This is a genomic window from Henriciella litoralis (assembly GCF_002088935.1).
Taxonomy (GTDB): domain Bacteria; phylum Pseudomonadota; class Alphaproteobacteria; order Caulobacterales; family Hyphomonadaceae; genus Henriciella; species Henriciella litoralis.
Map to the genome: position 1 here is coordinate 2,893,592 of NZ_NCSS01000006.1, position 13,482 is coordinate 2,907,073.

At 59.3% G+C, this 13,482-nt stretch carries 12 protein-coding genes; 8 read left to right on the top strand and 4 right to left on the bottom strand.

All coding sequences use genetic code 11. The annotated features are described in order from the left end of the window. Window positions 1-79 precede the first annotated feature (79 nt). From B8783_RS17615 to B8783_RS17625, 3 genes are read left to right on the top strand one after another with little or no spacing between them, the layout of a single operon-like run. Entirely contained in the window at window positions 80-1,243 is a 1,164-nt protein-coding gene (locus B8783_RS17615; RefSeq protein ID WP_084421634.1) for an acyl-CoA dehydrogenase family protein, read from the top strand. Window positions 1,244-1,253: 10 nt separating this feature from the next. After that, a complete protein-coding gene (locus B8783_RS17620) occupies window positions 1,254-2,060 on the top strand; it encodes an HpcH/HpaI aldolase/citrate lyase family protein (protein ID WP_084422178.1) in 807 nt (268 codons plus the stop codon). Further along, window positions 2,057-2,893, top strand: a complete 837-nt coding sequence (locus B8783_RS17625; protein ID WP_084421636.1) for an FAS1-like dehydratase domain-containing protein — start codon at window positions 2,057-2,059, stop codon at window positions 2,891-2,893. The genes B8783_RS17620 and B8783_RS17625 overlap by 4 nt, the downstream gene beginning before the upstream one ends. A gap of 33 nt (window positions 2,894-2,926) precedes the next feature. On the opposite strand, the gene B8783_RS17630 is transcribed toward B8783_RS17625, so the two are convergent. Then, window positions 2,927-3,655, bottom strand: a complete 729-nt coding sequence (locus tag B8783_RS17630; RefSeq protein WP_084421638.1) for an SDR family NAD(P)-dependent oxidoreductase — start codon at window positions 3,653-3,655, stop codon at window positions 2,927-2,929. A gap of 69 nt (window positions 3,656-3,724) precedes the next feature. Continuing rightward, window positions 3,725-4,429 carry an SDR family NAD(P)-dependent oxidoreductase gene (locus B8783_RS17635; RefSeq protein WP_084421640.1) on the bottom strand — a complete coding sequence of 235 codons (705 nt, stop codon included), beginning with the start codon at window positions 4,427-4,429 and terminating at the stop codon, window positions 3,725-3,727. Between the two features lie 346 nt (window positions 4,430-4,775). Here B8783_RS17635 and B8783_RS17640 point away from each other — a divergent pair, with 346 nt between their 5' ends. The 5 genes from B8783_RS17640 (at window position 4,776) to B8783_RS17660 (ending at window position 10,759) form a co-directional block, all read left to right on the top strand. Further along, window positions 4,776-6,008, top strand: coding sequence for a cytochrome P450 (locus B8783_RS17640; protein ID WP_084421642.1), 1,233 nt, complete (start codon window positions 4,776-4,778; stop codon window positions 6,006-6,008). Window positions 6,009-6,095: 87 nt separating this feature from the next. Continuing rightward, window positions 6,096-7,112 carry an NADP-dependent oxidoreductase gene (locus tag B8783_RS17645; protein ID WP_084421644.1) on the top strand — a complete coding sequence of 339 codons (1,017 nt, stop codon included), beginning with the start codon at window positions 6,096-6,098 and terminating at the stop codon, window positions 7,110-7,112. Further along, a complete protein-coding gene (locus B8783_RS17650; protein ID WP_084421646.1) occupies window positions 7,109-9,109 on the top strand; it encodes an oxidoreductase in 2,001 nt (666 codons plus the stop codon). Before B8783_RS17645 ends, B8783_RS17650 begins: the two co-directional genes overlap by 4 nt. 56 nt (window positions 9,110-9,165) lie before the next feature. Next, the gene (locus B8783_RS17655; protein ID WP_084421648.1) at window positions 9,166-9,543 is read left to right on the top strand and encodes a limonene-1,2-epoxide hydrolase family protein; all 378 of its coding nucleotides are present in this window, start codon (window positions 9,166-9,168) and stop codon (window positions 9,541-9,543) included. Window positions 9,544-9,556: 13 nt separating this feature from the next. Next, window positions 9,557-10,759: an oxidoreductase gene (locus B8783_RS17660; RefSeq protein WP_407646328.1), complete on the top strand. Its 1,203-nt coding sequence runs from the start codon at window positions 9,557-9,559 to the stop codon at window positions 10,757-10,759. A gap of 9 nt (window positions 10,760-10,768) precedes the next feature. Here the strand turns inward: B8783_RS17660 and B8783_RS17665 are convergent, their stop codons facing one another. Further along, window positions 10,769-12,031 (bottom strand): MFS transporter, encoded by a 1,263-nt coding sequence (locus tag B8783_RS17665; RefSeq protein WP_169711848.1) that lies wholly within the window; start codon window positions 12,029-12,031, stop codon window positions 10,769-10,771. Beyond that, on the bottom strand, window positions 12,024-13,481 hold the full coding sequence (locus tag B8783_RS17670) for a phosphotransferase family protein (protein ID WP_084421654.1): 1,458 nt from the start codon (window positions 13,479-13,481) through the stop codon (window positions 12,024-12,026). The genes B8783_RS17665 and B8783_RS17670 overlap by 8 nt, the downstream gene beginning before the upstream one ends. Window position 13,482 lies beyond the last annotated feature (1 nt).

Here is a 13,482-nt window from a genome sequence, read left to right on the forward strand (position 1 = left end):
AGTGTGGGCGGTAAGGCCGGTTGGTTTGTCTGGCGCACGACAGGAAATTGTGCCGAGGCCCAAAAGGGAGAAATGATCAGTGAAAACCTGCGCCCCAGATACGCATGACGAATTGCGCGACGCCCTGCGTTCGCTCTGCGCCGAGTTCCCGGCTGAATACCACCGCAGGCACGGTGCCGCTGAGACCTATCCTGAAGAATTCATCGATGCGTTGACATCGGCCGGCTGGCTCGCCGCGATGATCCCGGAAGAGTTCGGCGGATCGGGGCTTGGCCTTGCCGAAGCATCCATCGTCATGGAAGAGATCAATCGCGGCGGCGGGAATGCGGGTCACTGCCACGGCCAGATGTACAATATGGGCACGGTGCTCCGGCACGGTTCGCCGACACAGAAGGCGAAATACCTGCCCCGGATCGCATCGGGCGAGCTGAGGCTGCAGTCGATGGCTGTGACCGAGCCAACGACCGGCACCGACACAACAAAGCTCAAAACGACCGCGGTGAAAAAGGGCGACCGCTATGTTGTGAACGGCCAGAAGGTCTGGATCAGCCGCATCCAGCATTCGGACCTGATGATCCTTCTTGCTCGCACCACCCCGTTGGCCGAGGTCCAGCGCAAGTCGCAGGGCCTTTCAGTCTTCATTGTCGACCTCAAGGACGCACTTGGCTCGGGTATGGAGATCAAGAAGATCCGCAACATGGTCGGCCACGAGACAAATGAGGTTTTCTTCGATGACCTCGAAATTCCGGAGGAGAACCTGATCGGCGAGGAGGGCAAGGGCTTTCGCTACATTCTCGATGGGCTGAATGCGGAGCGCACGCTGATCGCCGCCGAATGTATTGGCGATGGCTACTGGTTCATCGATCGAGCGGTGGATTATGCCGGACAGCGCATCGTCTTCGACCGGCCCATCGGCCAGAATCAGGGCGTGCAGTTCCCGGTTGCGCGCGCTTTCGTGAATGTCGAGGCGGCCAATCTGATGCGCTTCGAAGCCTGCCGGCGTTATGACGCCAATGAAGACTGCGGGGCGCAGGCCAATATGGCCAAGCTTCTGGCGGCCGATGCCAGCTGGCAGGCCGCCAATGAATGCATGCAGGTCCATGGCGGGTTCGGATTTGCCGAGGAATATGATATCGAACGGAAATTCCGCGAGACGCGGCTCTATCAGGTGGCGCCCATCTCGACCAATCTCATCTTGTCCTATGTCGCAGAGCATGTCCTTGGCATGCCCCGGTCTTTCTGACCCCCTGGCGATGATGCGTACATTTTCCTTCCCTCTTTTCGTGCCCGCAACCCGGCCAGATCGTTTCGCCAAGGCGGCAAGCTCTGGCACCGACACGGTGATCGTGGACCTGGAAGATGCGGTGGCGGAAGATGCGAAGGACGCTGCACGCGACGAGGCGGCGCAAGCGCTGGGAGATATCTCGGGCGCTGATGTTTGGCTGCGCGTCAATGGAAGCGACACCGATTGGCATGATGCGGATATCGAGCTGGCTGTCGCTGCCCACGTAAACGGCATCGTTCTGCCCAAGTGCGAGAGCGTCGACCAGTTGAAACATGTGCGCGCGGCGCTCAGTGTGGACCAGTCCATCATCGCGCTGATCGAAAGCGCCAGAGGGGTCCGGGCTGCATATGAGATTGCCGAAGTCAGCGACCGGCTGATGTTCGGATCGATCGACTATGCGCTTGATGTCGGCTGCCAGCTTACGCAGGAGGCCTCCCTTTTTGCGCGCTCGAAACTGGTCATCGCATCGCGCGCGGCCCGGATCCCTCCGCCGCTCGATGGGGTCACTACCAGTCTGGAAGATGAAGGGCTGGTCCGCAGCGACGCGGCCCATGCAAGTGGTCTCGGATTTGGCGGGAAGCTTTTGATCCACCCCAACCAGATTCAGCCGGCCCGCACCGGATTTGCGCCCTCTGCTGAAGAAATAGAGTGGGCCAGAAACATCTTGTCCGGCGGCGACGGCGGCGAGGCGCGGTCCGTTGGCGGCGAAATGATTGACGCTCCGGTGGTCGAGCGCGCCCGGCGGCTTCTCCTCCGGTATGAGGAAACGGCATGAGCGTGATCGATATTGGCGGCCTGCAGGAATGGGTTGGCAAGACCGAGACGCGGACCGACGAGGTTCGCGAAACGGCGCTGGTCCAGTTTCGCGGAACGCTTGAACGGGGCCTCGTCGATGACGCGGTCGAACAGGTTCCGCCGGGCTTCCACTGGACATTGTTTCCACCCGTCACGCGGCTTGGCGAACTCGGGGAGGACGGGCACCCCAGGTCGCAAGGCCTTTTGCCTGCCATGCCGCTAAGCGCGCGGATGTGGGCCGGCGGCACAGTCGTGTTTCGCGCGCCATTGAGCGTGGGTGATGTGGTCACCCGGCAGACGAAGGTGACGTCTATTGAAGAGAAATCCGGCAGCGCGGGGCCTCTCCTTTTCGTGGCGCTGGCGCATGAGTATTGCGTGGGCCAACAGACGGTCGTGTCGGAAATCCAGAACCTCGTCTATCGCAACCCTGCGGCGCCAAAACCCCCGCCCCCCGCCGACCCGGCGCGTTCGGAGACCACATTCGAGACCGATCCGCGCCAATTGTTTCGATATTCGGCGCTGACCTTCAACACCCACCGTATCCATTATGATCAGGCTTATGCCCGCAATGTTGAAGGCTACCAGGATCTTGTCGTGCACGGGCCGTTGCAGGCGACGCTAATGGTCAATTTCCTGGCCGGCGCTCTTGGTCATGCGAGGATCGGTCTGCGTTACAGGGGCCTGGCCCCTCTCTATGTGGGAGAACGGGGATCTCTCTGCCGGAATGGAGAAACATCGGGCGATGTGTGGATTGAGCGATCTGCTGGCCAGGCGACCATGAAGGGCCAATACGGACACGCGGACGACTTCTGAAAGGCGCAAGGGCCTGGGTTCAGACTTGCGTTGTCAGGCAGGCTCATTCTCGACAACGACCGGCTCGCCCGCAATCGTATCATCCTCGATGATCCGCTTTACCTCGGCTGCGATATCGTCCGGCTGAAGCAGCTTGATGGACTTCAGCAAGTCTGCAAGCCACGGCGCATCCTTGGGTACGATCGCCGTGTCAGTCACGGCGGGACAGAGGGGAACGACGCGTATGCCCAGGGAATCCTTCAGGGGTTCGCAGGCACGCGAGAAGGAGAGAATGGCAGCCTTTGAGGAAGAATAGGCAGGGTCCGCCGGCATCGGTTCGAAAGCGGCCACCGAAGAGGTGTTGATGATAACGCCGCCCACGCCGCGCTTTCGCAGGTTGCCAATGGCGATCCGGGTTCCGATCACCATAGCGACAAAATTGATCTGGAGAGCGGCCACCATGCGAGAGAGTTCCGCGTCCGGGAAATCCGGGACGGCCCCCATTATGCCGGCATTGTTGTGGATGATGTCGAGCCCGCCGGCCTTGGTTTCGGCCTGCTCGTAAAGCTTGATCGCCTCGTCGGGTGAGGAGAGGTTGGCGGGAATAATGATCGGCTCGGCACCGAGTGTTCTGATTTCTTTGGCGAGCGGTTCGAGCTGCTTTCGATCAATGTCCGAAATAACCAATTTTGCGACGCCTTCGCGCGCAAGCATCAGCGCGGTTGCGCGACCAATGCCTCCTGTTGCTCCGGTCACCAAGGCGTTCTTGTTTCCGATTTGCATTGTTGTTTTCCTCTAAAGGTCAGTTTGGCGAGATATCAGGGCTGGTCCGGCGGTCCTCCCGATACCTAGCTAGGCGAGCGCTGAGTCTGGAAGGAGCGAGCGCAGGGATTGCGCTGCAGGATCAGGGAAAACGTCGTCTTCGCCGTCAGCGAGGGCCTTCAGAACAGCGCCGGTAAGGAGGCTGGGGGGCGACAGGAGCGCTCGGTCGGTTTCTGGTAAGTGCATGTCGGTGTCATAACCGCCAGCATAAACGGCCAGCACGCGAACTCCCTTGGGCGCCAGTTCGTGACGCACTCCTTCCGTCATGAAACGTGCGGCCGCCTTCGACGCATTGTAAGTGCCGACAAGCGGCATGTAAGTGAGCGCGGCGATGGAAAGAATGTTCACGATCGCGCCACCCCGATCAATCAGGCCCGGAGAAAAGGCACGGATCATCTCCAAAGTGCCGAAATAGTTCACCTCGAGTTCCGATCTGGCCTGCTGGAGATCGGGCGAGGAGAGAAACGACGCGTAATAGAGTACGCCCGCATTGTTGACGAGGATATCGATATCCGGCGCGTGGGAAACCGCGGCCCTGATCGTCTTGGGATCTGTCGTGTCGATAAGAATGGGCTCGACACGCGGATCGACTGAACGCAGCTTCTCGGCCGCCGCGTCATTGCGGACGCTCGCATAGATTTTTTCCGCACCAGCTTCAAGAAATGCATCGACAAAGGCTCGTCCGATGCCTCGCGAGGCCCCGGTTATCAAGGGGCGGCTTCCTGCTGCCTGCATTGTCTATTCCTCCCTTTCGGTGTGAGCCGCGCCGCCTTATTGGTGGTCATGGCGAGATCGTTCAACTCACCTCAATTTTAAAATTAGTCCTTGCATCACTTTTCTGGTGAACTCAAGACTTTTTTGACGAGACGGTATCGAATAAAATTCGAAAGTTCTCGCCATAGAATGACAAAAAATACAATAAAAACACGATATAATCCTGATTTTCATCCGGGGTAACAGTCGTGGCGCTTGCGCTTGACCAATATTGTAGCGCGTTATACGCTTCGGCGAATAAATACGTGCTGCGCTATAGGCTGATCACTTGTGTCAGCGTCTTTATAATACTTTGGGAGGAATTGAAATGAGCGAACAAAAAACCTGTCCCGTCGACGGCGTGATGGAAATAGATCCGAACTCGGAAGAATTCGGGCTGGGGTTTAAGGAAATATACTCTCAGCTACACGCGTCTGGATGCCCGTACGCCCATTCGAGCGCTGGGGATTTCTATGCACTTGCAAAGCATGAAGACATTACGAAGGCGTGCCTGAAGCCGAAGGTCTGGACCAGCACCAAAGGGCCAGCGCTTCAGTATCAGGATCCTGACCAGCCAGGCGTTCTCGTCAGTGTCGATCCGCCTGAGCATACCTTCGAAGCGAAACTGGTCGGCAAAACGTTTTCGAAAGCCTATTTCGAGTCTTTCATTCCCGGTATCAAGGCGTTCCTGAACGAGCGGATAGATAGCTTCATTGAAAAGGGCCACTGCGACATTCACAAGGAAATCTCGGAGCCGCTTCCGCTCTGGGTGATCTTTTCGATGTTCGGCAAATCAATCGACGAAGAGGGCATCAAAGCCTATCGCGAAGGTTTCGTCGGCTCTATTGGCCAGATGCTTAATCCGAATCCAGTCCGTCCCACCAGCGAAAATCCGTATGCGGATAGTTTCCTGTACGATCATCTTCAGGATACAAAGAAGAAGCTGGCCGCGGGAAAGATAGACGCTGGCGACAATCTTCTGACCCGGTTCATCACCAATGAGGTCGATGGCGTGAGGCTGTCAGACGAAAAAATCATGGCCTTCTGCGGCTTCCTGCTGGCAGCAGGCAGCGGAACGACAACCATCCTGCTCTCGAACCTTCTCTACAGGTTGCTGATTTCTCCGGAACAGTTCCAGAAGGTGAAGGACGATCCGGAGCTCATTCCGCTGGCGATCGAGGAATGCCTTCGCGTGGATTCGCCGCTTCATGGCCTGTTCCGGACCAATACCGAACAGGTCGAGGTCGGCCCTCTCAACATCGAGCCCGATACGAAAGTTCTGATGATGTGGGGCGCAGGCAATCATGACCCGGACGTCTTCCCAAATCCGACGGAGTTTGATCTCGATCGCGACATGTCCGAAGTCCGCAAGCACCTGTCTTTCGGATTCGGGATCCATATCTGCCGTGGGGCTCCTCTGTCACGGATCGAGGCGCGCCTTTTCCTCGAGACCGTCATGGAGCGTCTGCCCAATCTGAGGCTGGATGGGGAAATCGAGAGAGATACCCGTATCCCGATCTTCCAGGGTATCCGCAAACTCCCGATCGCTTGGGACACCTGATCCGTGCACGCGACCGCCCCGTTGGAAGCATGTCGATGGCGTGTTTCTGAACGAATGATCGGAATCCAGTAGACAGGAAAATACGCTATGCCTGAGACAACCCGAGCCATTGTGCTCGCCCGCCGGCCCGGCAACGGTATTTCGGAAGATGATTTCAAAATCGTGACGCGCGATCTTCCAGAGCCTGCCGACGAACAGGTTCTGGTCCGGAATGTCGTCCTGAGTGTCGATCCATACATGCGTCTCGGAATGAGCGACCGGATGGGGACGCCAGCGCCGCAGCAAGTCGGCGAGTTGATGAGCGGGGGTGCCGTTGGTGTTGTCACGCGCTCCAGAAGCCAAGCTCTACCGGAAGGCACCATGGTGTCCAGCATGAATGGCTGGCGCGAGGCTTATGTGGCCGACGCTTCCTCCGTGCAGCCTGTGGCCTCCGATGGCGGCCGGCCAAGTCTCTATCTGGGCATACTCGGGCTGACCGGCATCACGGCCTATGCAGGCGTCGAAAGACTGCTGGAGCCTCAGGCCGGCGAGACGGTGTTTGTCTCTGGGGCCGCCGGGGCGGTTGGTTCCGTGGTCGTTCAGCTCGCCAAGCGGCGCGGCTGCAAGGTTCTGGGCACTGCCGGCAGCGCGGAGAAGATCAGCTGGCTGAGGGACACGCTCGGCGCCGATGCGGTCGCAAACTACAAGAAGGATGACCTCAACGACTTTCTGACTCAAAACGCGCCGGAGGGCATCGATCACTATTTCGATAATGTCGGCGGCGAGACGCTTGACGCGGCGATCCTCGCGCTGAAGCCACGTGGCCGGATCGTGGTGTGCGGCGCAATCTCCCAGTACAACACAGACAATTACTGCGCTGGCCCGTCGGAATTCTTCAAGATATCCGCAAAGGAACTCAGGCTCTTTGGCCTGAACGTGTCCATGTGGTTTCCGATGGCAGGCGAAATCATCCCGCAGCTCGCCCAGATGCTCGAAGCCGGAGAACTCGTCTGGGAAGAGACCGCGGTCGAGGGGCTCGAAAATATGCCGGAGGCGTTCGTGTCGCTGTTCCGGGGTGCCAATCTTGGAAAGATGATCGTCACGCTTGACGGGAGCAAGGGATGACGAGCGCAGCGGGAGGGAATGGCGTGAAGCTCACCCATTTGATGACGCCAGTCCGCATCGGCAAACTGGAGATCAAGAACCGTGTGGTGCGGTCTGCCCACACCACGGCGATTGGCGGCGGTACGCTCAGCGAAGACCTGATCGCCTACCATGAAGCCCGGGCAAAAGGCGGGGTAGGCCTTTCGGTTATCGAAGCGCTCGCGGTCCACCCGACGTCGCTCGCGCCGCTCAACATGATCGATCCCACGCTTGGCGATCAGTACAAGCGGATGGTGGACAGGATGCGCCCGCATGGCATGCGGGTGTTTCAGCAGCTGTTTCACGCGGGCCGCCATGGGCGAACGCTGGATGGCTCGCCCCCCTGGGCGCCTTCTGACCGGCCTGGCGTCGAGACGGCGCAGGCGCCTCTTCCGATGACGAAGACGATGATCGACACCATTGTCGGGGCCTATGCCGACGCCTCCGAAAAGTTGAAAAGCTGGGGCTGCGACGGCGTTGAATTTCATGCGGGGCACGGATTCCTGCCTCAGCAATTTCTCTCCACCTTCGCCAATGACCGCGAGGATGACTATGGCGGCTCGCTGGAGAACCGGGCCCGGTTCACCATGGAAGCGCTGGCGGCCATGCGCAGCGCCGTGGGGCCGGACTTTGTGGTTGGCATCCGGCTGTCACCGGACATGCTGGCGGGCGGCGTTGGTGTCGAAGACAACCTGGCGGTTGCGCAGATGGCGGAGGCAGCAGGGCTCGTCGATTATATCAGCATTTCCTCGGGGACCTTCCAGACGATGGACAAGACCATCGGCGGGATGCATGAGCCTGTCGGTTTCGAAATGCCGGTCACGACGCCGATCACCGAAAAGATTTCCGTGCCGACCATAATTGTTGGCCGTTACCGCACGCTGGAGGAAGCCGATCAGGCGATCCGCTCCGGTGACGGCGATCTCGTCGCCATGGTCCGCGCAACCATTGCCGAACCGGACCTTGTGAAAAAGACACTGGATGGCCATCCAGAGCGCGTGCGCCCCTGCATCGGCTGCAATCAGGGGTGTATCGGACAATTGCTTGTGGCGCCGAACCGGATGGGCTGCGCGGTGAATCCTGCTGTCGGGTTTGAGCTAAAGCGCGGGGATGACCGGCTGGAGCCGGTGAGCGATCCCAAAAAAATACTTGTTATCGGCGGTGGCCCGGCAGGCATGGAGGCCGCCCGTGTCGCTGCGCTGAAGGGACATGAAGTGGTGCTCGCCGAAGCTGAGGCGGATCTTGGCGGGGCTGCCAAGCTTGCTGCAAGGGCGCCGACACGCGGCGGTCTCGGCGACATTCTGGTCTGGTTGCAGGATGAAGTGTACCGTCTCGGCGTCGATGTCAGGACCAGCACGTATATGGACCTTGGCGATGTCGAAGCCATCGAGCCTGACCTGGTTGTGCTTGCAACGGGCTCCATGCCACGGCTTGACGGCATACAATTGTCCAATCCGGGAGAGCCAATCGACGGCATCGACCACGCCAAGGTGATTTCATCGGCTGAGCTCTTTCAGCAACCCTTACGGGACTGGGGAGCGTCCGCTGTCGTCATCGACGATACTGGCCACTATGAGGCAATTGCCTGTGCGGAGACGCTGGCAACCGCGGGCGTAAAGGTGAACTTCATCACACGTCACGCCGCTTTCGCACCGCTCGTCGAGGCTGCCCTGATGACCGATCCGGCACTACGGCGCCTCACCAGCCTGGGCGTCGGCGTTCATACACGCACCCGTGTCCTTTCGATTGATGATGAAGGGGTGGTCGCGGCACCGACCTTCCTTGAGTCAGACACAAACCACACGCAGCGATTGCCGGCCAATACGGTCGTCTTCGTGTCGCGAAACCGGCCCAATCGGGACATGGCGGAGGAGCTTCGCGAGAAGGGAATTTCGGTTCAGCTGGTGGGCGACGCCAACATGCCGCGCTTCCTGCCTGATGCCATTCGCGAGGGCAATCTTGCCGGTGCGGCGGCCTGACTGGCGTTGACTGATGGGGTTGCCGCGCGGACCAATTTCGAAAGGCGGAGACGGGCATGAGCAAGTGCGACATGACGATGAACTTCATATCCGCGTGGAATCGCAAGGATGTCGAGGCCATCATGGCGGCGGCTTCCGAGGACATCGTCTACCACAACATACCGATGGAACCTGTTACCGGGAAGGCCGCCTTCAGGGAGGCGCTTCAACCCTTCATCTCGCGCTCCAGCCACGTCGACTGGAAGGTGCTGGACATTGCTGAAAGCGATAGCGGTGCTGTCCTGACCGAAAGGGTGGACGCGTTCGTGTTCACTGACGGAACAGAGCTGTCCATCCGGGTGATGGGCGTCTTCGAATGGAATGAGAGCGAGCATCTATCAGGCTGGCGGGACTATTTCGACCTCGCGGAATTTCAGAGGCAGATGCCGGGCTGAAGATGATCTTCCGGTGACGGCACGACTACACCAATCGCGACAGGCCATAAGCGGGAGCATCAAGTTGGAAAAGCTCGACCCACTATTTCAGCCATTGCAGGTGAGGGATCTGGAAATCCGGGGCCGTCTGACCATGGCGCCGATGACGCGGAATTACTCGCCGGACGGCGTTCCACCCGACTTCGCCGTAGAGTTTTACGGGCGCAGGGCCGATCACGATCTCGGACTTGTGGTGACGGAAGGAATTGCCATCGACCACCCTTCTGCTATCGGAGAGTCGGGGACTGGTGGCTGGGACATTCCGGACCTGCATGGCGACGCAGCTCTTGGCGAATGGGCCAGAATTGTCAGACGGGTCAAATCCTCGGGCGCCGCCATATTTCCGCAGTTGTGGCATCAGGGAGGGCTTCGGGTCGACTATACCGGAAGACATAAGGAGGCCCGTTCGATAAGCCCATCCGGCATCTGGGGCCCGGATGATCCCGGTAATTTTTTTGCGCAAGACTATCTCGATCGCGCACGGGCATCTTCACATCCCGCCACGGATGAAGAGCTGGCGGATATTGTCGCCGCATATGGCCGCAGCGCCAAAAATGCGATCGAAGCCGGCTTTGACGGCATCGCCATACACGGAGCGCATGGCTACCTGCTGGATACGTTTTTCTGGCCCTTGACCAATCGAAGGACCGATCGGTGGGGCGGGGCGTCGCTGCGCGAGCGTGCCGCCTTTCCGGCGGCGGTGGTTCGCGAGATCAGGCAGCAGATTGGCGACAAGCCGATCATGTTCCGTTTCTCGCAGTGGAAGCTGCACGACTACGAAGCAAAGCTTGTCACCTCTCCGGCCGAGCTGGAAGCGCTTCTCGGCCCCCTTTTGGAGGCAGGCGTCGACATTTTCGATGCAAGCACACGAAAGTTCGCCACGCCCGCCTTCGAGGGCAGCACTTTGAGTTTGGCGGCTTGGACGAAAACAGTAACCGGCAGCCTCACCATGGCCGTTGGTGGCGTTGGCCTGGCCAAGGATCTGCTGAACCGATCCGGAGCAGAGGTCGTTAGCGTCGACAATATTGATGATGCTCGCGCCATGTTGCGCAACGGCGAATGCGATCTTGTTGGTGTCGGGCGCAGCCTTTTGAGCAATCCCGATTTCGGCAGTCGGGTAAGGTCAGGCGAACCGCTGCGGCCCTACACGCTGGAAGCGGCGCTCACCAAGGTCTAGTAGGTCCGGTCAGTCTGGCAGCGCGAAACTGCGCGGCCGGCCCAGCGTGGCGGCAAGGCCAGCCGATATCACCAGCAGTCCGATCATGAAGACGAGTGCCTGATCATAGCTCCCGGTCGTATCGTACACATTGCCGACGATTGGCGGAAAGATCGCCCAGCCGATGACATGGCCCGCATAGATCATCCCATAGATCGATCCATAGCTCCGCATGCCGAAATAGCGCGCGCCCAGAAAGGCGATCATGTCGATTTCAGCACCGGCCGCAAACGCGCAAAACCCGATCGCGATGGCCGCCATCGAAGCGCTGCCGTCAAAATCGTAAAGGATCACGCAGCTCACAATCGGACAAAGAAAGGCAATCGCCGCCACGAAGGGCGGACTGATCCGATCGAGCAGCACGCCCGTGAACAGGCGGCTGACCAGCGAGCAGGGCCCGATAATTCCTGCAATGGCGGCGGCCTGCGTTGCGCTGAACCCGGCATCTGTCAGCATCGGCTGAAAGTGCTGATACAAGGCGTTGAACACGCCCGCGATCAGCAGGAGCATCAGAATGATCTGCCAGAACTGACGCGTCATCAGTGTGCTTTTGAGGGATAGACCAGGCAGTTCGACGGGATCGATCCGGTTGCTCTTGCTGGCCTGGCGGTCGAGGTCCCCAGCGTCGCGCAGGAATGCGTAGGCGAGCGGGAGGACCGCAACTAACGTCAAGAGCGCAAGAGCGCGATAGGCTGTTCGCCACCCTTCCAGTTCAATGATCCAGGCCGTCAGGAACGGAAAGACGGTTGAGGAAACACTCATGCCGGCCAGCGCCAGGGCAAGCGCGAGCCCACGGTTTTTCTCAAAACGGCTGGCGATACTCATCGTCCAGATCAGCGGGCTGATGAATAGCATCAGGATCGCCATCGCGGTCCAGTTGATGTACCAGCTGAGAACCGAGGGGCCGGAAAAGCTGAGAAGCAGCAGGCCGAGAGCGTAGGCAGGCGCGCCCCAGATGCCGATACTTCGTGCACCGAACCTGTCGACAGCTCGTCCCATGAGCGGTGTCAGGAATATCGACCCAAGGGCGCCGATGGCTATGCCCGACGTCAGTTCGCCCCGCGACCAGCCGAATTCTGCCGAAAGGGGGCCAATGAATGTGCCCAGCGTGACGGCATGAACGGCGGCGAACCCGCATCCGACGGCAGATGCGAGGACAACGCCCCAACCCTTGCGCCATTCGTTTGCCGCAGTCGGGGGTGTCGATGAGATCGTGGCTGCGCGATCAGTCATTGCTGACCGGGTTTCCAGCATGTGTGGGCTGATCGCTTTGAGTATTGTTCGGCGTTGTCTGCGATTGCAGCGCGACGGCCACTTCTTCAAGGAACATTCGATAGAAGCAGAGCCCCTGGGCGGTTGCCTTCAGCGCCGGATAGTGCGCGTCGACAAAACCGCGGAACGCCGTCGCGCAGGTCGTGGAATTCCTCACCGCCCGCCAGACACGAAAATAATGAGCATTTTCTTCCCGATATTCAATTCCGCCCGCTGCCGTATAAGCCTCCATGAACGCGTCCCACATTCCGATGTCTTCGATGAAGGGTCGGCAGTAGCTGAGGTCCTCGCTGGCATCGCCAAGGTGGGCGAACTCCCAGTCCAGGATGGCATTGAGTTTTCCATTTTCGACCAGCGTATTGTGAAACCCCACATCGCCGTGGACGATCGATATACGGCCGATTTCAGACGGAATATTATCCAGCAACCACTCATAGGCCGCCGCGAGCGTTGGCGATGGAAAGACGCGATTGCGCCGCCACCGGTCTTGCCATTCAAGCACATAATCGCGGACAGTGGCTTTCGGATCCGAACCGCTAGGTGAAAGGCCGACACTGGAAGGTGATATCTGATGCAACCTGGCCAGCGACTGCGCCAGCGATTCTGTAATCGACTGGCTTGCGCGCGCATCGCCCGACCAGTCTTCGGTGCCCGATCGTCCCGCGATGCAAGCGGAGATCATTGAAGGCTGGCCAAGGATACCCGTTCGGTCGAGGGCGAGGGCAGGGGCCACCGGAAAGCCGGTCTTTTCGAGGCCACGAAGCAGACTGAACTCGTCGACAACCCGCGTTTCTCCGGGGCCATATGGAAGATCGCGCCGTACGACGAGCCTGCTTTCCCGGCCTTCAGGATATCTTGCATCGAAGAACAGCGTGTCCTTGGAAAATCCTCCAGATGCACGTTGGACGCGTTCGACATCGTGACCCGGTCCGAGCGCGCTGTTGAGAAGCTGTGCGGCGAGCTCAGTGTCGACGACAACTTCGCAATCGTTGAGCTGCCTGATCGCAAGTCCTGCGGTCGACGAGGATATTTCGGCCTGGCGCTGGAGCATATCGCCGTCTGCACGGACTGCGTCCTGGACGACAACTGCGGAGATCGAGAGCTCTCCGGCTTCGATACCGTTCTGGAGCGCCTCCTGTCTCGCACTCAGCTCATCGCCCTCGACCAGGTTCGAATTGGTGAGAACTGGCTGATCCAGGGGGCCGACAATGTCGCGATAGGCCGCCGAAGTTGGGCCGCAGATCCGGTCTCCGTGCAAGAATTGCGCGCTCAGATGCGATAGAATCTGTTGCATCATCGAGCCAGAATGCAGGGCGTCGTCGTCCTCGAGGTTAGGCAGAATTCGAAGCTGCAGCTCTGCGCTCAGGTTGGCGAGGATATCGCCTATGATCTTCTGCTCGCTCTCTTGCATA